This window comes from Streptomyces humidus, from assembly GCF_014649655.1.
GTDB classification, from domain to species: domain Bacteria; phylum Actinomycetota; class Actinomycetes; order Streptomycetales; family Streptomycetaceae; genus Streptomyces; species Streptomyces humidus.
The window spans coordinates 161,528-186,909 of the sequence record NZ_BMTL01000018.1; the positions used below are offsets into that span (position 1 = coordinate 161,528).

General features: G+C 71.6%; 19 protein-coding genes and 1 pseudogene. 8 read left to right on the plus strand and 12 right to left on the minus strand.

Going from position 1 to position 25,382, the window contains the following annotated elements; translation table 11 throughout:
- Nucleotides 1-26: 26 nt before the first annotated feature.
- The 4 genes from IE239_RS42245 to IE239_RS21950 form a co-directional block, all read right to left on the minus strand.
- Nucleotides 27-749: an SH3 domain-containing protein gene (locus IE239_RS42245; protein WP_229878235.1), complete on the minus strand. Its 723-nt coding sequence runs from the start codon at nt 747-749 to the stop codon at nt 27-29.
- Nucleotides 750-819: 70 nt separating this feature from the next.
- Nucleotides 820-2,205 carry an ATP-binding protein gene (locus tag IE239_RS21940; protein WP_190151065.1) on the minus strand — a complete coding sequence of 462 codons (1,386 nt, stop codon included), beginning with the start codon at nt 2,203-2,205 and terminating at the stop codon, nt 820-822.
- Nucleotides 2,202-2,957 (minus strand): hypothetical protein, encoded by a 756-nt coding sequence (locus IE239_RS21945; protein ID WP_190151092.1) that lies wholly within the window; start codon nt 2,955-2,957, stop codon nt 2,202-2,204. The genes IE239_RS21940 and IE239_RS21945 overlap by 4 nt, the downstream gene beginning before the upstream one ends.
- A 525-nt stretch (nt 2,958-3,482) precedes the next feature.
- The gene (locus tag IE239_RS21950; protein WP_190151066.1) at nt 3,483-3,992 is read right to left on the minus strand and encodes a protein-tyrosine phosphatase family protein; all 510 of its coding nucleotides are present in this window, start codon (nt 3,990-3,992) and stop codon (nt 3,483-3,485) included.
- A gap of 112 nt (nt 3,993-4,104) precedes the next feature.
- Here IE239_RS21950 and IE239_RS21955 point away from each other — a divergent pair, with 112 nt between their 5' ends.
- A complete protein-coding gene (locus IE239_RS21955) occupies nt 4,105-4,908 on the plus strand; it encodes a nuclease-related domain-containing protein (RefSeq protein WP_190151067.1) in 804 nt (267 codons plus the stop codon).
- A 65-nt stretch (nt 4,909-4,973) separates the two neighbouring features.
- Here the strand turns inward: IE239_RS21955 and ligD are convergent, their stop codons facing one another.
- Nucleotides 4,974-5,873: a non-homologous end-joining DNA ligase gene (gene ligD / locus IE239_RS21960; protein WP_190151068.1), complete on the minus strand. Its 900-nt coding sequence runs from the start codon at nt 5,871-5,873 to the stop codon at nt 4,974-4,976.
- Nucleotides 5,874-5,928: 55 nt separating this feature from the next.
- On the opposite strand from ligD, the gene ku reads away from it, so the two are divergent.
- The 6 genes from ku (at nt 5,929) to IE239_RS21990 (ending at nt 15,306) form a co-directional block, all read left to right on the plus strand.
- Nucleotides 5,929-7,077 carry a non-homologous end joining protein Ku gene (gene ku, locus IE239_RS21965; RefSeq protein WP_444545010.1) on the plus strand — a complete coding sequence of 383 codons (1,149 nt, stop codon included), beginning with the start codon at nt 5,929-5,931 and terminating at the stop codon, nt 7,075-7,077.
- Nucleotides 7,078-7,299: 222 nt separating this feature from the next.
- Nucleotides 7,300-8,604 (plus strand): MFS transporter, encoded by a 1,305-nt coding sequence (locus IE239_RS21970; protein ID WP_190151070.1) that lies wholly within the window; start codon nt 7,300-7,302, stop codon nt 8,602-8,604.
- Between the two features lie 166 nt (nt 8,605-8,770).
- Nucleotides 8,771-10,534, plus strand: coding sequence for a glycoside hydrolase family 35 protein (locus IE239_RS21975; RefSeq protein ID WP_190151071.1), 1,764 nt, complete (start codon nt 8,771-8,773; stop codon nt 10,532-10,534).
- 222 nt (nt 10,535-10,756) lie between these two features.
- Nucleotides 10,757-11,863 (plus strand): LacI family DNA-binding transcriptional regulator, encoded by a 1,107-nt coding sequence (locus IE239_RS21980; RefSeq protein ID WP_190151072.1) that lies wholly within the window; start codon nt 10,757-10,759, stop codon nt 11,861-11,863.
- A gap of 132 nt (nt 11,864-11,995) precedes the next feature.
- A complete protein-coding gene (locus IE239_RS21985) occupies nt 11,996-12,538 on the plus strand; it encodes a hypothetical protein (RefSeq protein ID WP_190151073.1) in 543 nt (180 codons plus the stop codon).
- 170 nt (nt 12,539-12,708) lie between these two features.
- Nucleotides 12,709-15,306 (plus strand): SpoIIE family protein phosphatase, encoded by a 2,598-nt coding sequence (locus IE239_RS21990; protein WP_190151093.1) that lies wholly within the window; start codon nt 12,709-12,711, stop codon nt 15,304-15,306.
- 91 nt (nt 15,307-15,397) lie between these two features.
- Here IE239_RS21990 and IE239_RS21995 read toward each other — a convergent pair whose 3' ends face one another.
- Together IE239_RS21995 and IE239_RS22000 are read right to left on the minus strand one after the other, a co-directional pair.
- A complete protein-coding gene (locus IE239_RS21995) occupies nt 15,398-16,549 on the minus strand; it encodes an eCIS core domain-containing protein (RefSeq protein WP_229878236.1) in 1,152 nt (383 codons plus the stop codon).
- Nucleotides 16,550-16,929: 380 nt separating this feature from the next.
- On the minus strand, nt 16,930-17,820 hold the full coding sequence (locus IE239_RS22000) for a fructosamine kinase family protein (RefSeq protein ID WP_229878237.1): 891 nt from the start codon (nt 17,818-17,820) through the stop codon (nt 16,930-16,932).
- An 812-nt stretch (nt 17,821-18,632) separates the two neighbouring features.
- Between IE239_RS22000 and IE239_RS22005 the strand changes: the two genes are divergently transcribed.
- The gene (locus tag IE239_RS22005) at nt 18,633-18,923 is read left to right on the plus strand and encodes a DUF6355 family natural product biosynthesis protein (protein WP_190151074.1); all 291 of its coding nucleotides are present in this window, start codon (nt 18,633-18,635) and stop codon (nt 18,921-18,923) included.
- Between the two features lie 86 nt (nt 18,924-19,009).
- Here IE239_RS22005 and IE239_RS43270 read toward each other — a convergent pair.
- The 5 genes and pseudogenes from IE239_RS43270 to IE239_RS22025 all read right to left on the minus strand — a co-directional run.
- Nucleotides 19,010-19,171: pseudogene (locus tag IE239_RS43270) on the minus strand (IS1380 family transposase); the annotation flags it as partial.
- Nucleotides 19,172-19,305: 134 nt separating this feature from the next.
- Nucleotides 19,306-22,680: a S8 family peptidase gene (locus tag IE239_RS22010; RefSeq protein WP_190151075.1), complete on the minus strand. Its 3,375-nt coding sequence runs from the start codon at nt 22,678-22,680 to the stop codon at nt 19,306-19,308.
- Nucleotides 22,681-23,766 carry a CU044_5270 family protein gene (locus IE239_RS22015; protein ID WP_190151076.1) on the minus strand — a complete coding sequence of 362 codons (1,086 nt, stop codon included), beginning with the start codon at nt 23,764-23,766 and terminating at the stop codon, nt 22,681-22,683. It lies immediately after the preceding gene.
- Nucleotides 23,763-24,407 (minus strand): RNA polymerase sigma factor, encoded by a 645-nt coding sequence (locus tag IE239_RS22020; RefSeq protein ID WP_190151077.1) that lies wholly within the window; start codon nt 24,405-24,407, stop codon nt 23,763-23,765. Before IE239_RS22020 ends, IE239_RS22015 begins: the two co-directional genes overlap by 4 nt.
- A 239-nt stretch (nt 24,408-24,646) precedes the next feature.
- Nucleotides 24,647-25,024 carry a hypothetical protein gene (locus IE239_RS22025; protein WP_190151078.1) on the minus strand — a complete coding sequence of 126 codons (378 nt, stop codon included), beginning with the start codon at nt 25,022-25,024 and terminating at the stop codon, nt 24,647-24,649.
- Nucleotides 25,025-25,382 lie beyond the last annotated feature (358 nt).

Here is a 25,382-nt window from a genome sequence, read left to right on the forward strand (position 1 = left end):
CCTGCGAGCCTTGGACGGTCTTCGTGTCAGCACCAGCGCGGCGTCGCGCCGATGACGTCGATGTACCGCGCCGCGCCCCAGGCCCAGGTGCCGTCCGTGAGGAGGTACCAGACGGGGTTGCCCTGGACGTTCTGGCCGGGGGTCCTGCAGAAGATGGAGACGATCTCGCCGCGACGGGCGACCCGGATCACCTGGCCGCCGCGGTTGGGTGCGCTGCGCAGCAGCAGTTCGCTCGCGGTGACGCGCCCGCGGTAGTGGCGGGAGTCGTTCTGGTGGCCGGACTGCCAGGCGCCGCCGTCGCCGCCGGTGCCGCCGCCGGACTGCCAGGTGCCGCTCTGGCCGTTCTGATTCCCTTGGCCGGTCAGGCCGTTCTGGCCGTCCTGGCTGTGCTGGTTGCTTTGGCCGGCCTGATTGCCCTGGCTGTTCTGGTGGCCCTGGCCTGCCTGACTGCTCTGGCTGCTCTGGTTGCCCTGGCCGGCCTGATTGCCCTGGCCGGTATGGCCGTTCTGGTTCCCCTGGCCGTTCTGGTTGCCGAGCTGCTCGTTCTGGCCGCCTCCGCCGTCTCCGCCGTCTCCGCCGCCTTGGCCGCCTTGGCCGAGCCAGTCGTACGAGTCGTCGCTCTGGGTGTTGTTGCCGCCGCCGTCGCCGTCCCAGTCGTCGGCGAGGGCCGGGGCGACGGCCGCGGTGGTGGCGAGTGCGCCCGCCGCGGTGACCATGGCCAGACGGGTGAGAGCCGAACGCAAGGGCATGGCGATACCTCCATGAAGAGGGTGAACCTGACTAATCGCCACATTAGGAGCGGTTTGTGCGGGCCGCCCGTCACGCTGCGCCATCGGGGAGGCGCGCCGGGGCGGGCGGCGACTGAGGCAGCGTCAGCGTCGCCACCGCACCGCCGTCCGGGGCGTTCGTGAACGCCAGCCGCGCCCCCAGCACCTCGGCCTGCCCGACCGCGATGGTCAGCCCGAGCCCGTGCCCCCTGGCCCCGCCCTCGGTGCGGAACCGCTGCGGCCCGTGCGTGACCAGGTACTCCGGATATCCGTCCCCGTGGTCCCGCACGGTGACCACGGGCCCGTCCACCGTCAGCGTCACCGGGGCCCGCCCGTGCCGGTGCGCGTTGGCCAGCAGATTGCCGAGCACCCGTTCCAGCCGCCGCCGGTCGGTCTCCACGTGCGTGTCCCGGACGATGACGACCGCGACCTCGCCGTCCGTGGTCGCCGACGCCCCGCCGGTCGCCGACGCCCCGGCGGCGGTCGAAGTCCCCGAGGCCGCCGGAGGCCCGGCGGCCGGCGGGGTTCCGAAGAAGTCCGAGGCCTCCACCGCCCGCACCACCCGCACCGCCAGTGCGCCCAGGTCCTCGACGTCCAGCTCCAGCCGTTCCCGTCCGGTGTCCAGCCGGGAGATCTCCAGCAGGTCCTCGGTCAGCGTGCGCAGCGCCGTCACCCGGTCGCGCACCAGTTCCGTCGGCCGTCCGGGCGGCAGGAGTTCGGCCGCCGCGTGCAGCCCGGTCAGGGGGGTGCGCAGTTCGTGCGCCACGTCGGCGGTGAAGCGCTGCTCGCTGAGCAGCTTGCCCTGCAGCGAGGAGGCCATGGAGTCCAGCGCGACGGCGACCGCGCCCACCTCGTCCTGCGGTCGGCCCGGCTCCTTGGCGCGGCGGTCGTCCACGCGCGCGTCCAGGTCGCCGGCGGTGATCCGGCGGGCCACCTGTGCGGTGGTGTGCAGCCGCCGGGTCACCCGGGTCACGGCGACGGCGCCGACCATCAGCGTCGCGCCGATCGCCAGCGCCGACGACCACAGGATCGCGGTGTCGAGCGCCTCGATGGTGTGGGCGCTCTGCGAGTAGTCGATCGCGACCGCGAGAGCCCGCTCGCCGTCGGCGGGGCCCGCCGCCCACATCGTGGGGCGGCCCCGGCGGTCGGCGACCATCGTGCCGCGCTCCCCGGCCACCGCCAGCCTCCGCAGCGACGGGGGCAGCTCGGGCGGATCCAGCCGCGCTTCCTGGCCGAGCGAGCCCCCGGCCTCGAACGCCGTGGTCGCGTCCTCCAGCCGGGACAGCGCGAGGTCGCGAGCCCGGCCGACGGTCTGGTTCGTCACCGAGACGTGCACCAGGATGCCGAGCAGGGCGGCCAGCGCGCAGCACATCACCGTGATGAAGGCGGCGGCCTTCACGGCGAGCGTGCCGGCCCAGGAGGGCAGCGCCGGCCTCATCGGCCGCTCGCGGACGACGACACCCGCGACGACGCGGACGCAGACGCGGGCGCGGACGACGCGGCCGGCGGGCGGGACGGCGACGCCGAGGGGGCGGGGGTGACGGACGCGGAGCGCCGGCGGGAGCGCTTGGGGCTGCCGGTGCGGAGCATCTCGTCATGGGTGAGCAGCATCGCCTGCTGCTGCTGGTCCCAGGTCCACTGCAGCCGGTACTCGTAGCCCGCGACCTCCGAGGGCGCGCGGATGATCACGGACCGCCTGGCCAGCTCGACCCCGCTCACGGCATCCTCGTACGCCATGACCTGCACGAGCCTGTTCTTGCGCACGGTGTAGACGCGGACGGCCGTCAGGTTGCCCGGCAGCTGCCGGAAGCCGAGGGTCAGGTCGGGGCGGCCGTCGCCGGTGAGGTCCCGGTAGTACGCCTTGAGTACGGGACATCTGCGGCCCTCCGCGCCGCTCTTGCCGCAGTCGGCCATCCGCCGGGCCGTCTCGGCGTAGGATCCCGCGCCGTAGTCGCCCGGGTGGTCGGCGATCTCCCTGCGCACCACCGCGACCGGGTCCACCCTGCGGATGTCGCCGTCGGGCACGGTGATGCCCTTGACCACCTGGGTCTCCACCTCGCCGATGTCGAACGCCGGGCTGGAGGCGGGGTGCAGGTCGGGCCAGAGCTTGTCCGGGCTGACCGCCGTCGGCGTCGACCCCGCGCCTTGCAGGTCGCCGGCGTCACCGCAGCCCACGGCGGCGGAGGCCATCAGGAAGACGACGGCGGCGACGAGCAGGGGACGAGCGGGGCGGCCGGGGAGACCGGGGCGGCCGGGGAGACCGGGGCGGCCGGGGCGGCTGTGGAACACGGGACTCCTGGGGCTCCTCTTGGGTGACGGCGATGGCAGGCCCCGTACACCTTATTCATAGGGAAGTCCGTTTTGCGTACCGGTGGGCCGGTGGAGCTGAGGCAGCGTACTGCGGCGCTGAGGCGCAGTGCTGTGGATGAGTGCTGTGACGCTGACCATGGGCGAAACGCTTACCCGGCTACCCGAGCGCTCGGCTGCCCGAGCGCTCGGGCAGCCGGCCGCTCGATTGCTCGGGCAGCCGGCCGCTCGATTGCTCGGCCACTCGATTGCCCGGTCACCCGGCTGCCCGGCTGCCCGATCACCCGGCCACCCGGCCGTTCAGCAGCTCGGCCGCTCGCGCACAGGGCCTCTCAGCCACTCGGCCACTGGACCGCTGGGCGACTGGACCGCTCGGCCGATTTGCCGCTCGGCTACTCGGCTACTCGGCTACTCGGCGAGTTCCTCCAAGAGCCTGGCCGTGGGCAGCCCCGCCCGCAGGTACTCCACGAACAGTTCGTTGTGCAGGGCCCAGGGCGAGCGCCGGGACCGTATCAGCCGGATGGCCGCGTCGGCCGAATGACCCAGGTCCGTCAACGTGTGGGCCACGACCAGGCCCGAGCGGTTGTAACCGCTGTAGCAGCGGACGAGCACCGTGAGGCCCTCGTCCAGCGCGTCTCCCGCTGCCTGCGCCAGCCGGATCACCCCGGCGAGCTGGGTCCCGTCCAGCGGACCGTCCGGGATGGGCCACACCTGGTGGCGCACGCCGGGATCGGGTCCGTGCCCCTGCCGGGCCCGCGTCAGCGTCTGGACGAGATCGAACTCGTCGCGCGCCACGGCGAGCCGCCGCTCTCCGCCGGGCCCCCGGAACTCGTGGCCGCCCATCCACAGGCCGGGCACGATCTCGCTCCACGGGCGGTCCGGAACCGGTACGTCGGGTTGCTTCCTGCGGGTCCGCAACGGCGCCTCCCCAAACGCGCTGCCCAGTGCTTGCCCACCTCGCGCCGGAGGCAACCGCCTTCTTGCCCCTGGAGCGCCCCTCCTGTTCCCATGGTCGTAGGGGTGATGGTGCATGAACGGACTGCGCGTCGTACCGACCCGGCGGCATGGTCGGGAGCGGCTCTACGTCCGCCTCGCGGACGGCAGCGACATAGCCTGGTACGACCGTGAGTCGGCCAGGGTCAACCTCATCGGGGACGACCGCAGGGAGGACGTCCTGAAAGCCCTCGGCCCCTTCCTCACGGGCCCGGTCACGGTGGGCCCGCCCCCGGTGCCGACCCCGGTGGAGCTGGCCCGTCTCTCCCTCCACCCGGACGACGACCTGGCCCCCAACCGCCCCGGCGAGGCCCTGGTGATCGACCTGGACCGCGACCCGCCCCCCGCCCACCGGCTCAGGACCGACCCGCGCCGCCATGCCCTGACGGCCGAACAGACGGTCGGCGAGGCGCTGGACCGTCTCGACGGCGCGGGCTGGCACACCCTGCACTCCGTCGCGCTGCCCGGCGGCGACCGCGTCCACCACCTGGCCATCGGCCCGGCCGGCCTGTTCGCGGTCCACGCCGTGTACGCCCGCAGGCAGCGGGTCCGGATCGCCGACCCGATGGTCGCCCTGGGCCGCCGCACCCCCGAGCCCCTGCTGCGCCGGGTGCGCGCCGAGGCCGACCGCGCCTCCCACGCCCTGACGGCCGAGGTCCACCCCGTGCTGGCCCTCGTGGGCCCGACGGACGTCTCCGTCACGGCGCCCCCGCGGGCGACCCGGATCCTGACCGACGCCGACCTCCCCGGCCTGGCCCGGCTGGGCGGCGTGCTCAAACCGGCGGACGTGGAAGCCCTGCACGCGATGGCGAGAGACCGGGGAACCTGGGCAAGGGTGTGATGAGGAAGAGGGTGTGAACGGGCGCCGTCCACGAGGCGCCCCACGCGCCCCACGGGTCCCACGCTTCAGGACGCAGCCCCGCCCTCCGGCACCGTCCCCGCCCGCCCCGCATCGGTCAGCGGCGCCAGCAGGTCGCCGAAGTCCTGCAACCGCGGTGCGACGTCGGACGCCATGAACGTGAGCGTCCCGGCCGACCGGCACTCCTCGACCTCCTCCCACGTCACCGGCGCCGACACGGTCGGCTCGGCCCGTGCCCGCAAGGTGTACGGAGCGGCCGTCGTCTTGCGCGCCGCGTTCTGACTCCAGTCGACGAACACCTTTCCCGGTCGCAGGCTCCGCGTCATCCGGTGCAGAGCCAGCCGCGGAGCGGCCCGTTCCGCCTCCACGGCCAGCTGTCTGGCGTACTCCGTGACCCGTTCGGACGACGCCCCCCGCACCGCCGCCAGCAGATGCAGCCCCTTCGAGCCGGACGTCTTCGGATACGCCTCGATACCGTCCGCCGCCAGCCGCTCCCGCAGCCACAGCGCGACCTCGCAGCACTCGACGACGGTCGCGGGCGCACCGGGGTCGAGGTCGAAGACGAGCCGGTCGGCGAGCTCCGGCCGCTGGATCACCCACTGGGGCGTATGGAACTCGGTGACGAGGTTCGCCGCCCAGACGAGGCTCGCCAGATCCTGCACCACGACCATCCGCGCCGGGCCCTCCGAACGCGGCACCTCGGCGGTGGTCACCCACTCCGGCGTCCCCGGCGGCACGTTCTTGGCGAAGAAGACCTGCCCGTCGGGCCCGTCGGGGTAGCGCAGGAAGGACAGCGGCCGGTCGCGCAGATGAGGCAGCAGGGCGTCGGCGACGGTCGCGTAGTAGTGCAGCACCTCGCCCTTGGTGAACCCGGTCGCCGGATACAGCACCTTCTCCAGATTGCTGAGCGCGAGCCGCCGCCCCTCCACCTCGGTGATCGGCGTCATACGATGAGAATCACATAAAACTGGTGCATAACGCTCACTCGGGAGGGTGCTGCACGTGCGATCCATCTGGAACGGCGCCATCTCGTTCGGCCTCGTCAGCATCCCGATCAAGCTGGTGAACGCCACCGAGAGCCACTCGATCTCCTTCCGTCAGATCCACACCGAGGACGGCGGCCGCATTCGCTATCGCAAGGTCTGCGAGCTGGAGGAGAAGGAGGTGAGCTCGGCCGAGATCGGCAAGGGGTACGAGGACGCGGACGGCACGATCATCCCGATCACCGACGAGGACCTCTCCCATCTGCCGCTCCCGACCGCGAAGACGATCGAGATCGTGGCCTTTGTCCCGGCCGACCGGATCGACCCGCTCCAGATGGACGCCGCCTACTACCTCCAGGCGGGCGGCGCCCCGGCGGCGAAGCCGTACACGCTGCTCAGGGAGGCCCTGAAGCGCAGCCGCAAGGTGGCCATCGCGAAGTACGCCCTTCGCGGCCGTGAACGCCTCGGCATGCTCCGCGTGGTCGGCGACGCGATCGCCATGCACGGCCTGCTCTGGCCGGACGAGGTCCGCGCGCCGGAAGGCGTCGCACCGGACACCTCCGTCACCGTCCGCGACAAGGAACTCGACCTCGCGGACGCCCTGATGGACACCCTCGGCGAGGTCGACCTCGACGACCTGCACGACGAGTACCGCGAGGCCGTCGAGGAGGTCGTGGCGGCGAAGGCGGCCGGTGAGACGCCGCGGGAAGCCCCGAGCGCGCCGTCCGGCGGCAAGGTGCTGGACCTGATGGCCGCCCTGGAGAAGAGCGTGCGGGCGGCGAAGGAGTCGCGGGGTGAGGAGCCGGAGCGGGCGGCGGACTCCGAGTCCGACTCCGATTCCGGCTCGGGCTCCGAATCCGGGTCTGCGTCGGGGTCTGCGTCTGCGTCGGGTGAGGCGAAGGTGAGTCGCCTGCCCCAGCGCAAGTCCGCCCGCGGCGCGCCCAAGCAGACCGGCGGCAAGAAATCGACGTCGGCGGCGAAGAAGACGGCGGCGGCCCCGAGGAAGTCGACCCAGGCGACGAGGAAGTCGACGTCCTCGAAGACCGCGACGGGAGCGAAGAGCTCGGCGAGCGCCAAGAGCACGACGAAGAAGACCGCCGCGAAGAAGACGGCGACGGCGAAGAAGACCCCGGCGAAGAAGACGGCGGCCCGCAAACGCACGGCCTGACCGGCTGGGCGGCCGGCCCGCGCGGCAGCGCCCGTGGCCGGGTCCGTGCCCGGCCCGCCACCCCGTGTTCCTGTCGGTGGCCGCCCTGACGGCCACCTGACGGCCACCTGACGGCCATCTTGACGGCCATCTTGACGGTTGTGATGTTACCGGTAACATCGACGCTCGTCGGAGCAGCAACCGCACCCCCACCGCTGTGGGCCGTCCGCCACTGGAGTCCGCGTGACCGACCACCCCACGGCACAGCGCACCCCGGCCGCCCACCCCCGGCCGACGGCCCCGCCCGGGCCGGCCGCCCCGCTCACCCCCGTCTTCACCACGACCGCGGTCGTGGCCTCCTGTGCGGGCTTCGTCCTCATAGGCGCCCTGCAAGCCCTCTACGGCCCTTCGATCCCGTCCCTCCGCGACCGGTTCGGCCTCTCGCCCTCCGCGGCGGGACTCGGCCTGAGCGCCCACTTCGTCGGCGGTGTCGTCGGAGTCCTCCTCTGCGACCGGCGCTACGGGCGCACGGGCAACCGTCAGATCCTGGGCTCCTCGTACCTCCTGATGGCGGCCGGAGCGGCGGGCTTCGCACTCGCGCCCCACTGGCCCGTCGCCCTCGTCTCGGCGTTCGTCGCGGGGCTCGGCTTCGGCGGCATCGACTATGGCCTCAACCAGCTCTTCTCCGTCGGCTTCGGACACCGTTCCACGGCGATGCTCAACATCCTCAACGCCCACTTCGGCATCGGAGCGATCCTCGGCCCCGCCCTCATCGGCGTGGTCGGATCCGAGCACTACCCAGCCCTCTTCCTGGCCTTCGCGCTCGCCAACCTCCCCCTGCTGCTCTGCCTGCGAGGCGTGAGAGACCACGTCCCGCACTCCACCGACGAGTCCGGCGCCGATCCCGAGTCCGGCCCCCATGTCCAGTCCGGCACCGATCCCGAGTCCCGCGGCCCCGAGGCCGGCGCCGCGGGCCGCGGGCCGGCGGACGCCGCCCTGCGCTCCGTCCTCGCCGTCTTCGTCACCCTCTACGTCCTGCACGTGGGCATAGAAGCGGGCGTGGGCGGCTGGGAGCCCACCCATCTGGAGACCGTCGGTTACGGCGCGGGCGCGGCCGCCACCGCGACCAGCGTGTACTGGCTGATGATGACCGTGGGCCGCTTCCTGGTCGCCCCGATCGCCCTGCGCTTCTCCGCCCAGGCCATCATCACGGTCTCCTGCGCCGGGATGACCGCGTGCCTGCTCCTGGCGGGAGTCCCCGACCTCGCCCCCTACGCCTACGCGGGCGTGGGCCTCTTCATCGCCCCGATCTTCCCCACCGGCCTGCCTTGGCTCAGCCGGGCCGCCCCGAGAGCACGCCGCGCCGGAGCGGTGGTCATCGCCGCGTCCATGCTGGGCGGTGTGGCAGCGGGCCCGGCGCTCGGCAGGACCATCGAGTGGTCCGGCGTCCGGGCCGTCCCCCTCATCCTCGCCGCGGTCTCGGCAGCCTGCCTGGCAGCCACCCTCTGGCTGATCCGCGCGACACGGAAGCACCGGACGTCCCCGTGAGAGCGAGGGCGCGGGAACGACCCACCCGCAACCGCCCTCGACCGGAACGGGTCCACACCGCATCGCGCCCGAACCCCACCTGAACTGCATCGCGCCCGAACCCCACCTGAACCGCACCCCACCCCACCCGAACCGCATCGCGCCGCACCCGAACCGAAGGGACCCCATGCCCGCCCTCACCACGACCTCCGACGGCTTCCTCCTCCACGGCGCCCCGTTCCGGATCATCTCCGGCGCCCTGCACTACTTCCGGGTCCACCCCGACCAGTGGACCGACCGCCTCCGCAAGGCCCGCCTCATGGGCCTGAACACGGTGGAGACGTACATCCCCTGGAACCTCCACCAGCCCGGACCCGGCACCCTCGTCCTGGACGGCCTCCTCGACCTGCCCCGCTTCCTCCGCCTGGCCGCCGCGGAGGGACTGCACGTCCTGCTGCGTCCCGGCCCCTTCATCTGCGCCGAGTGGGACGGCGGCGGCCTGCCCCACTGGCTCACGGCCCACCCCGACATGCGCCTGCGCAGCAGCGACCCCCGATTCACGGACGTCATCGACCGCTACCTCGACCTCCTCCTCCCGCCGCTCCTGCCGTACATGGCCGAGGCGGGCGGTCCGGTCATCGCCGTCCAGGTGGAGAACGAGTACGGCGCCTACGGCGACGACGCCGCCTACCTCAAGCATCTGGAGCAGTCCTTCCGCTCACGCGGCGTCGAGGAACTCCTCTTCACCTGCGACCAGACCGACGGCGACCACCTCGAGAACGGCACGCTCCCCGGCGTTCTGGCCACCGGCACCTTCGGCAGCCGCGTCGAGGCGTCGCTGCGGCGACTGCGTGAGGCGCAGCCCGAAGGCCCGCTCATGTGCTCCGAGTTCTGGATCGGCTGGTTCGACCACTGGGGCGGCCCGCACCACGGGAGGAACACCGAGGACGCCGCCGCCGACCTGGACCGGCTCCTCTCCGCGGGCGCGTCGGTCAACATCTACATGTTCCACGGCGGCACCAACTTCGGTCACACCAACGGCGCCAACCACCACCATGCCTTCGCCCCCACCGTCACGTCGTACGACTACGACGCCCCGCTCACCGAGAGCGGCGACCCGGGCCCGAAGTACCACGCCTTCCGTGAGGTCATAGCCCGCCACGCCCCTGTCCCCGACGAGCCTGCGCCCGCCCCGGCACCCAAACTCCCGCAGACCACAGTCGAGTTGACCCACCGGACCCCCCTCTTCTCCCTCGCCGGGAACCCCGTCCGGGCCGCGGATCCGCTCACCGCGGACGACCTGGGCCGACGGGCCGGATACACCCTGTACCGGACGACCGTCCCGGCCCACGGCCCCGGCCTCCTCCACTTCGCGGGCGGCGTGGGAGACCGGGCCCAGGTCTTCCTGGACGGCGCTCCCGTGGGCGTGCTGGAACGCGAGCGCTACGACGAGACGCTGCCCGTGCACGTCCCGCGCCCCGACGCCGTCCTGGAGGTGCTCGTGGAGAACATGGGCCGGGTCAACTACGGCCCGCGCATCGGCGTCCCCAAGGGCCTCCTGGGTCCCGTCGCCTTCAACGGCGCCCCCCTGCGAGGCTGGGACTGCCACGCCCTGCCGCTGGACCACGCCCTCGCCACGCCGGAACCCGCCGCCGAGGCCACCTCGACCGAGTCGCCCTGCGTCCAACCGGCCTTCCATCACGGCGAGTTCGAGGTGACGGACCCCGCCGACACGTTCCTCTCCCTCCCCGGCTGGACCAAGGGCGAGGCCTGGATCAACGACTTCCACCTGGGCCGCTACTGGAACCGCGGCCCGCAGCGCACCCTCTACGTGCCGGCCCCCGTCCTGCGCCCCGGCGTCAACGAACTGGTCCTCCTCGAACTGCACGGCACGACCGCCCTCCGGGCCCATCTCACGGACACCCCCGACCTGGGCCCGACCGGCCCCTGACCCACAACGCACCGCCGCCCACCCCTCCCACTGCCCGCGCCCCTCACCCTCCCCGTCCCGTTCCCCTCTCTCCGCCGCCCTCCCCGACTCTCCTTCGCCGTCCCGCGCCCTCGCCCGCCACCGGCCTATCCTGTGGGTCCGCCGGGCAGGGCAGGCCCGTCGGATCCGCGGTCGGGACCGGACTCGCCCGCGGACCACCCCAGGCCGAAGGAAGCACCCACCATGACCCCAGGCGCCGCCGACGGCCCGGCGACCAAGGGACGCAGCCGCCGCAACTTCGCGGGCGCCCGCCCGGTGATGGACGACGTCGCGAAACTGGCCGGCGTCTCCAAGCAGACGGTCTCCCGGGTGCTCAACGACCACCCGGCCGTCCGCGCCGAGACCAGGGAGGCCGTCCGTACGGCCATGCGCACGCTGGGCTACCGCCCCAGCAGCAGCGCTCGCTCGCTGGCCAGCGGCCGCACCCGCATGCTCGGCGTGATCTCGTTCGACGCCGCCCGCTACGGCCCCGCCTCCACGCTGACCGCGATCAACACGGCGGCGCAGGAGGCGGGCTACCTGGTGAGCTCCATCGCCCTGGACACGGCGGACCGGGACACGGTCGTGCGGGCCGCGGACCGGCTGTCGGCGGAGGGCGCGGACGGCGTGATCGCGATCGCCCCGCAGGTCAGGGTGGCCCGGGCGCTCGCCGAGGCCCGGCTGGACACCCCGCTGGTCGTCATGGACAACGACCTCGGGGACGGCACTCCCATGGTCACCTCCGACGCCCGCACCGGCGCCCGCAAGGCGACGCGGCACCTCCTCTCCCTCGGCCACCCCACGGTCCGGCACCTCGCGGGCCCGACGGGCTGGTCGTCGGCGGACCGAAGGGCGCAGAGCTGGCGCGACACCCTGAAAGCGGCCGGAGCGCAGATCCACGCCCCCCTCGTGGGCGACTGGAGCGCCGACTCCGGCTACGACCTCGGCCGCACACTGGCCAAGGACCCGACCCTCACCGCGGTCTTCGCGTCGAACGACCAGATGGCACTGGGCCTCCTTCGCGCCCTCCACGAGGCCGGACGCCGGGTCCCCGAGGACGTCAGCGTCGTCGGCTACGACGACATCCCGGAAGCCGCCCACTTCCTGCCGCCGCTGACCACGGTCCGCACGGACTTCACGGACATCGGCACCATCGCGCTGCGCATCCTGCTGGACCGGATGGACAGCCTGCCGCGGCCCGGTGAACCGCCCACGGCTGCCGTCCCCGCCCTGACCCTCGTCCCCGTCGAACTGAGAGTCCGCCACAGCACCACCACGCGCGCCGCCGCGAGCCCCACCACGAGAGGCTGACGAGCGCGGGCCGGAGCGCCGGTTCGGCCGACGAGGCCGAGTGATCGGGGCCGCAGCCTGTCCTGAAGCCCCCGAGTACGGCACTGTGTTCCCACGGGGGCGTCGGACATCTGAGAGCAGGGGGAAACGGCGTTGTGGGAGCAGGTCCCGGCTTTGCTGGGTGTGGTGGTCGGAGCGGCGAGTTCCTACGTGGCGACGAGCATCGCGGAGCGGAGCCGGTGGCGGCGAGGCCGAGCCGAGCGATGGGACGCGAAGCGACTGGACGCGTACGCGTCCTACGCCAACATCCTGAAGCAGCAGCTGAGCATCGCGCAGCGCATGGGCGCCACACGCGGCTTTCCGCACGCCGCGGACCCGCTCGATTTCGAACTGGGCATGACACAGCTCGCGGAGAACGAGGTGCGGCGGGCGGCCGAGTGGGAGTCCGTCCTCCTGATCGGAGACGCGGAAACGATCGGCGCGGCGCGTAAGTGGCACGAGGCGGTGTGGAACGTCGAGCTGTACGCGCGCGGCCTGAAGGACGGTCACGCAGGATGGACCAGAGCCGTCCAGCAGGTGAGCCGCGCGCGGGACGCCTTCTACGCGCTCGCCCGACGCGACCTGGACATAGCGGGCCCGCCCCCGCCGTCGGGCAACTGGCCTCGCGCCTGGCAACAGGAGGACGAGCCCGTCTAGACCGAGGGCGCCGCCACCCCGCCGGGTACGGAGGCTGTGAAGGCAGGCCCGTGACTAAGCGGGGTGAGCAGTGTTAGAAAGGCCAGATGGAAGACCGTTTTGCCCGAGATCGTCATATAGCGCGGCTGTGGTCACTGGTGCGGAAGAACACGCGAAGCGTCGCGGGGCAGATGTTCCTCATGCAGGTGGCCCTGGTGGTGCTGCTCGTGGCATTCGCCGTCTTCGCCCTGGTCCTGCAGTCGCAGCGGCACACCGACGCCGAGGCCAAACGAAGATCCATAGCCGTCGCGCAGACGTTCGCCCACTCCCCGGGCATTCTGTCCGCGCTGCAGGCCCCCCATCCCTCGAAGATCCTGCAACCGCTCACCGAGGCCGGACGCAAGTCCGCCGGCGTCGACTTCGTCGTGGTGATGGACACCAAGGGGATTCGTTACACCCACCCCCTGCCGGACCGGATCGGGAAGCGGTTCGTGGGGAAGATCGAGCCGTCGCTGGCGGGAAAGGTCTACACCGAAAGCGTGCACGGCCCCCTCGGGCAGGAAGTCCAGGCGACCGTGCCCATTCGGAACGCCCGGGGCCAGGTGGTGGCCCTCGTCTCCGCCGGGCTGAAGGTCAAGAACGTGACCGGTCTCGTCGAGCGGCAGATACCGATCATCCTGACCGCCGGGGCGGTCGCCCTCGGAGCGGCCACCGCCGCCACGGTGCTGGTCAGCAGGCGGCTGCGACGGCAGACCCACAGCCTGGCCCCGAACGAGATGGCCCGCATGTACCAGCACCACGACACGGTGCTGCACTCCGTGCGCGAAGGGGTGCTCATCGTCAACGACGAGGGGCGCCTGCTGCTGGCGAACGACGAGGCCAGGCGGCTCCTGGAACTGCCCCCGGAGGCGGAGGGGCAGCATGTGTCCCAGATGCCGTCCCTCGAACCCGAGATGATGTCGTTGCTCAGCTCCGGCCGCGAGGCCAACGACGAGGTGCACCTGGCCGGGCCACGGCTGCTGGTGGTCAACCAGCGGCTCACGGACCGCGGCGGAGGCCCCAAGGGCACCGTGGTGACCCTGCGCGACTCCACGGAGCTGCGGGCGGTGTCCGGCAGAGCCGAAGTCACCGGTGAGCGGCTGAAACTGCTCTACGACGCCGGACTGGGCATCGGCACCACACTGGACGTCGTCCGGACGGCCGACGAACTCGCCCGGATCGCCGTCCCGCGCTTCGCCGACTTCGTCACCGTCGACCTGGCCGACGCCGTGCTGCACGGCGAGGAACCGGCGAGCACGGCCAAGGGAATGAGACGTGTCGCCGTCTGCGGCATCCGCGACGACCAGCCGCTCTACGAGAAGGGCCGGCTGATCGACTTCCTGCCCTCCACGCCCCAGGCGCGCGGCTACGGCACCGGCCGCTCGGAACTGGTGCCCGACCTGTCCACCGCGGAGGGCTGGCATCTGCAGGACCCGGAACGCGCCGGGCAGATCGTGGACTACGGCATCCATTCGCTCATCACGGCTCCGATCCAGGCCCGCGGTGTCGTCCTGGGCATGGCCAACTTCTGGCGCTCCGAGGAGCACGACCCCTTCGACGAGGAGGAGCTCTCACTCGCTGAGGAACTGGTCGCCCGGGCCGCGGTCAGCATCGACAACGCCCGCAGGTACACGCGCGAGCACGCCCTGGCGGTCACCCTCCAGCGCAGCCTGCTGCCACGGGGCCTGCCCGAGCAGAGCGCCCTCGATGTCGGCTACCGGTACCTCCCGGCCCAGTCGGGTGTCAGCGGCGACTGGTTCGACGTGATCCCCCTGCCGGGCAGCCGCGTGGCGCTGGTCGTCGGGGACGTGGTCGGCCACGGCCTGCACGCCGCCGCGACCATGGGGCGGCTGCGCACCGCGGTGCACAACTTCTCCACGCTCGATCTGCCGCCCGATGAACTGCTGAGCCACCTGGACGACCTGGTCGGGCGCATCGACCAGGACGAGGCGGGCACGGACAGCCCGGCCGGCGTCGTGGGCGCCACCTGCCTGTACGCGATCTACGACCCTACGACGCGCCGCTGCACGGTGGCCCGCGCGGGCCACCTGGCGCCCGCGCTGGTCCATCTCGACGGACAGGTCACCTTTCTCGACCTGCCGCCGGGTCCGCCGCTGGGTCTCGGCGGCATGCCCTTCCAGGCCGCTGAACTGGAGATCGCCGAAGGCTCCCAGCTCGTCCTGTACACCGACGGTCTCATCGAGGACCGCAACCGCGACCTCGACGAGGGAATGGAACTCCTGCGCAAGGCCCTGGCGGGGCAGCCCGAGCGCGCGCCGGAGGAGAGCTGCCGGGCCGTGCTGGCAGCGCTGCTGCCCGAACGCCCCGCGGACGACGTGGCTCTGCTCATCGCCCGTACCCATGCGCTGCCGCCGGACCGGATCGCCGAGTGGGACGTGCAGCCCGATCCGGCCGCCGTCGCCGGGGTACGCGCAATGGCGACCGACAAGCTCGACGAGTGGGGGCTGTCCGAACTGGGCTTCAGCACGGAACTGGTGCTGAGCGAGCTCGTCACCAACGCCGTCCGCTACGGCTGCGGGCCGATCCACATGAGGCTGATTCACGACCGCGCGCTGATCTGCGAAGTCACTGACGGCAGCAGTACCTCGCCTCACCTGCGGTATGCCACGACGACCGACGAAGGCGGCCGGGGCCTGTTCCTGGTGTCGCAGTTGACCGAACGCTGGGGGACCCGCTACACCCCCCAGGGCAAGGTGATCTGGGCCGAGCAGGCGCTGCCGAAACCCTGAGACGCCATACGAGCCCGAGCCCGCGCCCGCGTCCTCTCCCGCGCCCGCGTCCTCTCCCGCGTAGCGCCGGCGCCCGCGTTCCTTCCGCGCGTCAGCCCGCGCCGCCCGGGTCGTCGAAGTTCTTGTATTTGTCGACCGGGAAGCCACCCGTGATGCCGGCCACCTGGCCCGCGTCACCGCCTGTGGGCCGGTAGTGGCCGCTGTCGTTCGTCCACTTCTCCAGGACGCCGTCGGTGAACACGGCCGTGCCCGCCCAGTACACGTGCCCGTCCCCGGCCTTCGTGGCCTTGGCGAGCGCGGAATGCCCCTCTTCGTGCTCGTTGCCGACCTGCGAGGCCATGATCTTGTCCGGCTTCCGGACGGGAATCACGAAGTTGTACTTGCCGTTCGCCGGCTCAGGGGCTCCGTACTGCTTGCGACCCTCGTGAGGCGCCGCGTAGTAGAGCATCGTCGAGAGGTCGAGGGAGAGCTTGTAGCGTCGGCCGTGGCGCTGCTGGACCAGCATCTCGTTGGCGAACGCGACCGTCCCCTCCGCGGGGAGGGGAAGCGACTTGTCCAGCTGGTCCTCCAGCTTGGCGGCCAGGGCGTCCTTGCCCTGGGACCGGAGCAGCCGGGCGGTCCGGGTCAAGGCCGCAGCGGACCTGGACGCCTCCATGTCCTCCCGGGTCGCCCGGTTGGTGCGCTGAACCGCGACGGCGCCGGTCGCGACACGCTGCACGTTGTGCCCGCAGCCCTGGCCGTGCCGGTGCTGCTCGACGTCGCCCGTCCGCCCGCCGGACGCGATCCTCTGGACGGGCGCGGGCCCCTGCATGACCCGGTCCGCAGTGTCGACGGCATGGCGTTCACCGGAGTCCTCCTCCCGCGAGATGCTCAGACCGGCGCCGTTGTCCACACCCGGGACGGGCCCCTCCATCTGGTCCCTGGTGTGCGCCAACTCGTGCGCCCAGTCCTTCCGGCTCATTCCGCCGCCGTCCACGATGCTCTGACCGGTGGTGAACGCCTTGGCCTCGACGAGGGCCGCCGCCTCCCGAGCGGCAGGTCCGTCATGCACCCTGACACCGCTGAAGTCCGCGCCGCCGAAGCGTGCCTCCATCTCGTTCCGCAAGCCGGGATCCAGCTGGCGTGCCGGGGAATCCAGGGCCTTGTCCACTGCGAGGCGCTGTATCTGAGCGTGGTCGGCTGACTCCTCCTCGCGGCCGGCGGACCCGCTCCCGCCGGCCGCGATACGTTGCAGGTGGGTCAACCAGGCGCCTGTCAGACCCGGACGAGACGTCCCGGCACGCGACGTGGGTGAGGAGTTCTCGCTCCTACGGGCGTGTCCGTGTCCTTGGTAGTGCACGCGAGTCCTCTCCGACAGCACGGGTTTTTCACCCCGTTGTAAGCCACCTGGAGGGTCGGGACAAGGTCCGTCCGGGCAGACCGCCCGCCCTTCGGGTGCGCGTTCAGACACACGGTGAGGCCCCCCGGCGCTCGGGTTCCGGTGGTCGTCGCAACACCCCGGTTCAAGGGGTGCGATGGACTTCGAGATCCGCAAGCACCGGTACCTGGTCCGCCACCCGTGCGGGGCGGAAGCCGGGATGCCGGCCCCGAAGGCGGACGGCGGGGAGTCCGGCGGTACGCCGGTCACGCCGTCGCAGGGCCGTCGTCCCGCCGGAACGGGGCGATGACCTCCCGAACGGCCTCCGCGGCCCCCCAGTCGTCGTCGCCGTGGGCGATGACGCTCAGCAGTTCCCGAAGATGGAAGAGCTTCATCCGGTCCCGCCAGCCGCCCTCGATCCCCGTGATCTCCTCGTACACGGCGAAGAAGCGGTCCGAGGCAGGCGGGCGCGGGGAGCACCACAGCATGCTGAGGTCGATCTCCGGCCAGTTGTAGGACACGGCGGGGTCGATGAGCGCGGGCGCGCCGTCGGCGGTGGCGACGATGTTCTCCTGCCACAGATCGCCGTGGGTCAGGCACGGGGGCCGGTCCGGCACGAGTTCGGGCAGGGCGGCGCAGAGCCGTTCCAGGGCCTGCCGCTCCGCGGCGTCGAAGGCCGCCTCGACCAGAGGTTCCGACAGCCAGCGCAGGATGCGCCGCTCCGCGAGGAACGCGTGCCCGTCGCTGTCCCACGTGTTCTCCTGACACAGCCGGCCCAGCCGTCCCGGACGGTGCCAGCCGAACCGCTCGGCGGTCGCGGAGGTGTGCAGGGCGGCGACGGCGTGGGCGAGCCGCTCCCAGAAACGCTCGTCGTCGCGGCGTGGCCACATCTTCTCCAGCACGAGCAGCCGGGGCGAGGCGCACAGCACCTCCGGCGTGATCACCCCGCCGGTCTCGCGAAGCTCCGTCAGGCCGGCGGCCTCGACGGGGAAAATGTCCCGGTCCGGCTCGAGAAGCGTTTTGGCGAATATCTGGGAATCATCCTCGAGAGTCACCAGACCTGCAATTGCGACCACTCCGCCGGTGGCTTTCCTCACCTCCCTGGCTGCGTATCCCGATTCCTTGAGACGCTTGATGAGTATCTCTTCGTCAGACACACGGAAATCACACCAAATTTTTCCCGGAGACGCCAGGGGATTCGCCCTTTCCGACCTGACCAGCGAGCCTGCCCCGCCTTGCTGCTCGCATCGAGTACGGGCACCTTCAACAGCGCGGCTGAACAACGCGGTTGAACAGGGGGCCCGGGCTACCGTTCGGGCCCACGAAGCGACTGCCAGGCATCAACACGCATCGGCGTCCCGAGTCGGTCGATCGCCTTCGGCTGGGTGCGCCTATCCCTCGAGCCAGGCCATGAAGCGCGTGCACTCGTCGCCGCACCGGTCGTGGGACTGGCCGCATTCGGCTGCTAGCGAATAGCGGTGGCGGGCTGGTGGGGAAGCATCCTCCTTCCATCGGCCCACGCCCGCTGAACACCGACGAGCGCGCAGCGCTTGAACGCGTTCTTTCGACGGAATTCGTTGCCGCGTCGCAACTGCGCAGTCAGCTGAACCGCGCAGAGGTGAGCGCCATCTGGAGCCCGGCTCCGTGAGCGTCTGCCTGCAGGTCCCGGAATCTTGCGGGCACGCGGCACTGCCGGGTGCCCGTAGAGGCACATGTCCATGACCCGTCCGGCGTCCACGTCGGCGAGAGCCTCGTGTGGGCGGACCGGGAGTCCTGACGGAAAGTCGCTCTTTGCCGCGAGGCTTGCGCATTTGGGCGAAGATTACATGTTCGAGTTAATCGAGCGAACTTGAGCGGAAGGGATGAGGGCCGTAAACCCCTGGAGTGCCCCAGAACGGGTCGACGGATCCTGGAAAGGTTGGCTGTGACAGTTCTCGGACTATGCAGAAGAGTTGCAGTGGTAACAGCAATGACTGTTGCCGCGGTCACCTCCACCGCTGGTATTTCGGCCGCACAGGCGGAAGCCCGTCAGGCGAATCCATGCAACTTCCGCGTGGACAGGGACAGCGCCTATCCCTATTTCATGTTCGCTCACTGGAACAACTGCACCGATCACAGGCAACTCGTTCATGTCGATCTCGCCTTCTGGCCTGATGAGGAGCGTTGCCTTCCGCCGGGAGACACTTTCCTCGGTGCGGCGGATCCACGTCTCCTGCCCATCTCGTTCGTCCGTAATGCCTGGCTTGTCCGGGACTGCTGAGGGATTCACACCCCCCGACACGGTCGTCGTGGGCGTGAGGCGGGATCTGGCAGCCGGAGAGGGCGCCGGTGGAAGGATGACCTGGGCGCCCTGACGAGAAGCAGAGGGGGGATGGTCTGGGATATGGCCTGGTCAAGACCGGTCTTGCGAACCGTTTCGATGAGCAGGACCGACCCGGCCCGGGAGACGGCCCGGCGGCCGTCGTCCTGGACGCGGACACGGGGGTAGGACCCGATAGGGTGCTTCACCTGGGAAGTGCCTCTGGCGTTGGCAGGAACAAGGACCTCAACAATCCCTCATTCCTGCTGTTCAGAGGCACTTTTTTGCTTTCCTGGCCGCCTGCCGGACAGCCCGCCTCGTGAAAGGGCGAGGCTGGACCAAGTCAGGTCAGGAGGTATGCCTTCAGGATCGTCACCGCGTAGGTGTTGCCGGTGGTGTCGGTCAGGGTGGATCTGAGGGAGACCGAGCGGGCGTTCTCCGGGTGGGTCAGGGTGAGGGTCCTTTTGCCGTGGGCGGTGGTCACCGGGGCGGGGGACCAGGTCTTGCCGGCGTCGTAGGAGACCTTCACCGTCAGGGATTCCAGGTGGGTGGCCGCCGGGCCCTGGAGGGAGAGGGGGATCGTGGTGCGGCGGCCTGCGAGGGCCGTGCCGGTCGGGGTCAGCTTCGGGTGGAAGCGGACCGTGGAGAGGGGCAGCGAGCCGGAGCCGGACGGGCTGGACGTGAAGGTCCAGGCCGCTGTCAGGCGGCTTGTGGTCGTGGCCACGCCCGGCGGGCGGGTCAGGTTCGTTCGGATCGTGTAGCGGGCCGGGACGGACGGGAGCTTCTCCACGGTCTGGCAGAGGTCTCCGTCGTCGTCGAGCAGGGTGCTGCCGTCCGCGGTGACCGTGGTGTGGCGTTTCGCCGTGGAGAAGGCGGGGTGTCCGCTCCCGTCGGCGAGGTCGGGGACGCACAGGTCCAGGGTGTCGCCGTCGCGCCGTGCGCCGTACTGGCCGCCGGTGATCGGGCTGAAGACACCGACGTTGTACGTGGCCGCGTAGGTCCGGCCCGCCTGGTACGACTTCGCGCTCTCCGTGCCGTAGAAGACGTCCTCGTCGTCTCCGGAGGCGTTTCGCTGGCCCAGGTTGGCCGTCCACTTGAAGCCCTTGGGCGTGGTGACGTAGATCTTCGCGGTCGTCGGCAGCGGGAAGGGGTCGCTCACCGTGCCCAGCGACAGGGTGGGGCCGCTCCACAGCACGTTGACGATGCCCGTGCGGTGTGCGACGGACGAGCCGAAGTTCCGCTTCAGCAGGGCCAGTTCGTTCATGCGCGTGGTGTGCCGATATCCGGTGGGGAAGCGGTCGGGCAGGTTGTGGAGCAGGTGGTAGGTGGTGCTGCCCTTCTGCCACAGGCCGCCGAGCTGCGTGCTGAGCCTCCCGGGAGGGGCGGTCGGTCCCAGGGTCGCGGTGCGCAGGTTCTTGAACGTTCCCCAGAACAGGGTGCTGTTGTGCGGCTCGCTCCCGGTGTCCCCGGCGCCCACGGCGAGGTTGAGCTGGCCGTCGGACATCTTCGCGCCCTGCGGCGCGGTGATCCGGACCGGCTTCGCCTTGCGCGCGTCGAGGACGACCGTGGTGTCCCCGGTCAGCGAGAGCCTCGGCCGGACCAGCGCGGAGGCGCCCCCGGCGTCGTCCAACACGGTGTCCACGACGTAGTCGCCGCGCGGGACCCGCACCCGGTACACGCCTTTGGAGATCTGCTCGGAGTCCGCGAGGTTCGTGGTCCAGTACGTGCCCGAGTACCCGAGGATCTCGGTCAGCGGAGCGCTCACGGGCTTGCCGCCGCGGTCGAGGAACTTCAGGGTGAGGTCGTACGCCTCGGCCTCGCGTACGACGCCGAAGGCGGTCCGTACGGCCGCGGGGTCGGCGCCGTTCCGCGCGGTGGCGAGCAGCGTGCCCGAGTAGGCGCCGTCCGCCGCCTCGACGCGGGTGTCCGCGGTGAGGTCGACGCCGGCGGTGCCGCCCGCCGGGACGGTGAGCTGAGTGGTGCTCAGCGTGAACATGCCTTCGGGGGACGTGCTGCCGCCGGGGCCGGTCGCGGTGGCCGTCAGGTCCAGGGTGACGGGGTGGTCGCCGTCGTTGCGGTAGGTGATGTGCTGGGTGACCGGCCGGTCGTCGGTGTGGGGCCACAGCTGCTTGCCGAAGGACACGGAGGTCTGTTCGCTCGCCACCGCCCCCTCCAGTGCCCTGGACACGTCGACCCGGCCCGTCCCCTGCTGGTAGCCGGTCGCGCCGGTGGTCGGGGTGGTGGACGCGGTGAGCGCCTGCTTGATCCGTGCGCCCGTCCAGTCGGGGTGCCGCTGGGCGAGGATCGCGGCCGCCCCCGCGACATGCGGCGTCGCCATCGACGTACCGGACATGGAGACGTAGCCGTCGGCGGCCGGGTCGCCCAAGTGACCGTGCGCCGCCCTCGCCGAGACGATGTCCACGCCCGGCGCCGTGAGGTCCGGTTTCAGCGCGCTGTCGGCGGTCGGGCCGATGCTGGAGAAGTCGGCGAGCCGGTCCTCGCCGTCGACGGCGCCCACGGTGAGCGCCGACTCCGCGGCCCCCGGGGAGCCGACGGTTCCCGCGCCGGGGCCCTCGTTGCCGGCCGCGGCGACGGTGAGCATGCCGGTGCTCTTCGAGAGGGCGTTCACCGCCGCCTCGACCGGGTCCTCCCCCGGGGTGTCCTCCTGGCCCAGGCTGAGGTTGGCCACCTTGGCGCCCTGCCCGGCGGCCCACTCCAGGCCGGCGATGACGCTGGAGTCGCTGCCCTCGCCGCTGTCGTCCAGCACCTTGGCGTCGAGGATCCCGGCACCGGGCGCGACGCCCTTGTACCGGCCGCCGGACCGTGCGCCCGAGCCCGCCAGCGTCGCGGCCACATGGGTGCCGTGGCCGGCCATGTCGTCGGTGCTGCCGGTGCCGGTGAAGTCCTTCGACGCCTTCACCGCCGAGGCGAGGTCCGGGTGTGTGGTGTCGACGCCGGTGTCCAGGACGGCGACCTTGACGCCCTTGCCGTCGTATCCGGCCGCCCAGGCGGCCGGGGCGCCGATCTGCGCGACGCCGCCGCCCGCCTCCCCGGCCTTCGCGCCGCCTTCGTCCGCCGACGCCTTGAACCGGCCGTCCAGCCAGACCCGCGCGACTCCCTTCCCCTCGGTGAGGGCCTGCCACATGTCGTCGGCCCCGGCCTTGGGCACGGTGATCGCGGCGCCCGCCACGCTGGGCAGCTCCCGGCGCACGGTGGCGTCCGCGTCCGCGACCAGTGACTTCTGGGTGCTCCTGCGCTGGGCGGACTTGCCCTCGTACGACACGATCAGCGGGAGCGTGCCGCGCCGGGTGTCGTCGTAGCCGGCGCGTATCAGGCCGCTGACGTCGAACAGCCGTTTGTCCAGGAGGCCTTGGCCGATCAGGGCTGCGGCGTCGGCGGGAACGACGTACTGATCGCTCCCGACGCCGCGCACGGACACCGGGACGTGCTCGCGGCCCGGTGCCCGCCGTACGCCCGTCACCCGGCCCCGGGCGTCCAGCCGGACCCGGTCGCCGGTGAGGAGGGTGACGTACCGGCCGGCCGCGGAGGCGGAGCCCGCGGTCCGCGCGCCGAGGGCGGAGCCGCCGGGCGCCGCGACGGTGGCGGTGTCCTGCGTCCGTAAGCCGAGGCCGGAGCCCGTGGCCGCCACCGAGACGCCCGTCATCAGCCCCGCCACCAGCAGGGCGGCCAGCGAGGCGCTTGTGGTTCTGTCGCGCATTCAGCTCGCCTGCCCGGGGAGCTGCTTGTTGGCGTCGACGACCGCGCGCTCGGTGATCGCGCTGGTGTGCGTGACGGTACCGACCTTGAGGGGATTGTCCGCCGTGGCCTTGACCACCACGATGCGCTCGCCGAGGAACCGCAGGGTCTTCTTGTCGAAGATCCACTCGATGCGCTCGCCGTTGCCGGAGTCCTCCCGCGCGATCGCGACCCCGTGCCGGCCCGTGGCGTCGACCGCGTCATCCACCGAGACGACGCCGGGGATCTTGGCCGCGGCCTTGTAGAGGGCGGCGCCGACCTCGGCGGGCGGGTAGCTCGCGTTCAGCAGATCGCCGATCGCGACGAAGGCGGCCTGGTCGCGCGGGACTTCGGGGTCCCGGACGGCGTCCGACTCGCGGTAGATCCGCTGGAGCAGCGCGTCGGGGTCGGTCGGCAGCCCGGCCAGGGCGTTGTAGGCGCCGCTGAACGGGGTGTCGCTCTTCAGGGTGATGCCCTTGTCGCTCGTCTTGCCGGCCTCGATCAGCCAACCGTCCCTGCCGTCGAGGGAGTTCCAGACCTGGCGGGAGTGCAGCTCGTCGCTGACCACCTCGCTCTTGTCGCCGACGGTCTTGATGTAGCTGTCGGCCACCTTCGAGGCGATGTAGATGTACTGGCCCTTGCGCGGGGTGGGCGCGGAGGTGTCGGCGGCGGCCAGGGAGATGCGTTCGAGGAGCTGGGGGGCGCCCTTGGCGTCGGCGACGCCGAACCTGGTGGTCAGTGCGGGGCCGGTGGCCAGGGCGGTCTTGCCGCCGTGGGTCCCGCCGCCGGTGAGGGCGAGGCCGCCCGCGACCGCGCCGGCCAGGGCGAAGGCCGCGGCGGGCAGGAGGATCGTACGGCGCAGGAACGGGTTGGAGCGCTTCACCGGCGCGACCGGAGAGGTGCCGGACGGACGGGAGGAGGTGCGGAGGTCTTCGTGGATCCGGGCCATCATCTGCTCCTTGTGGAACTGGTGGCGGCCCGCCGGCAGATCCCGCTCGGCGGAGGGCAGCAGACTCTGCGTCTCCGTCCACTCGGCCGGGTGGGGCCGGTGGGAGGGGCTGGCGTTCATCGGTTTCCTTCCTGTGCGGACCGGACCGCGTATCCGCGATCACCTGTTATCTGCCGGTTCATGCGGGTGGGTTCCCGTTTTTCTCCGAGCAGTTGCGCGTCGGCGAGCTTGCGCAGCTTGGCGCGGGCGCGGGAGAGGCGGGAGCGGACGGTGCCGACCGGGACACCGAGGGCACGGGCCGCCTCGGCGTACTCCATCCCCTCCCACAGGCACAGCGTCAGGACCTCACGCTCGGGGCGCTTGAGCAGGCTGAGGGCGGTGAGTGTGGCGTTGATACGGCGCCGGTCGTCCAGGCGCCCGGCGGTCTCCTCGGCGTGGTCCTCGACCCGTTCCTCGGCGGCGTACGCGGCGGCCGCGGCGCTCGCCGCGTTGCGGTAGCGGCGGTTGCTGCGGTGGTGGGAACGGGCGACGTTGGTGGCGACGCCCAGCAGCCACGGCCGCAGCGAGCCGCCCTCGGCCTCGACCGAGGCCCGGCGCCGCCACGCCTCCATGAAGGTCGTCGACATCACGTCCTCGGCCAGCGACCAGTCGGCGGTCAGCCGGAAGGCGTGGTTGTACACCGCGCGGGCGCACTCGTCGAAGAGTTCCGCGAAGGCGTCCGGATCTCCGTTTCGCACCCGGGTTCGCATATCTGTGGTCACGTCTTGAACTGACGCTCGGTGCGGGCGAGTTCCGGTGGGATACGTCACAGCCGTCGCTCAGGTCACCGGGGCGGTGACCGCACGAGGACTCGCCGGACGTGGCGGCCGCTCAGCCGCGCACCGCTCAGCCGCGCACCGCTCAGGCTGCGAGGCCCGAAAGCAAGGCACCCGATCTGATGCGGGACCCGGTCCGGGTGCTGCGCACGCCGGTCCCCACGAGAGCATGTTCGGGCGGTGAGTCAGTCGCGCCGCGAACTCAAAATGCCAAGGGCGGTGCCGAGGGTGGTGGAGGCAGTCAACGAGTGGGCCGCGCTTCTCAGGTCGTGCTCCCATCGTGAGAGCTCGTCGGGGCCGATCCATTCGCTGTAGTGCGCTGCGACGGAGAGGAACCGTGCTTCCTCATGGGTGCCGGCTGCGACCGCCATCGACAACCGGTCAGACACGTCCCCCGGGCTCAGCTCGCCTCTCGCGAGACCGAACGCGAGGCTTGCCAGTAGGCGTCGGCCGGCCGCCTTCTCGTCGGGAAGCGGTACGCCGAGTTCGTGCAGGGCCTGGACGTACAGCTCACGGATTTCTGTCGCGTCGCTCCTGCGCGACAGCCCGGCCAGCTCGCGCAAGGCAGGGGAATGTCATCCGCTGATGTCACTTCGCGGAGCGTCGACGCGTTGCCAGTCGTCGCAGCCTACGGCGGCGCTGTCCCGCTGCGCGTCGCTGAGCTCTCACGACGGCGACTGTCTGCGGATCACTGGTTAGGTCGTACTCGTGCAACAGGAGGGCGTCGTCATCCTCGGCGAGTAGGCACCGCATCGTGTCGATGTGACGCTCAGGCCTGGTGAGTGGCCGCTTCGATTCCAGCCAAGCGGCCAGACCGCCATCGGCCTGCGGCCGAAGGGTCGCACGGGTGTCGTTGGCTGTCGTCATCTGTCGCCGGCGGCCAGCCTCGGACGGCCCACAGGCGGCCCCGCAGGCGCCATC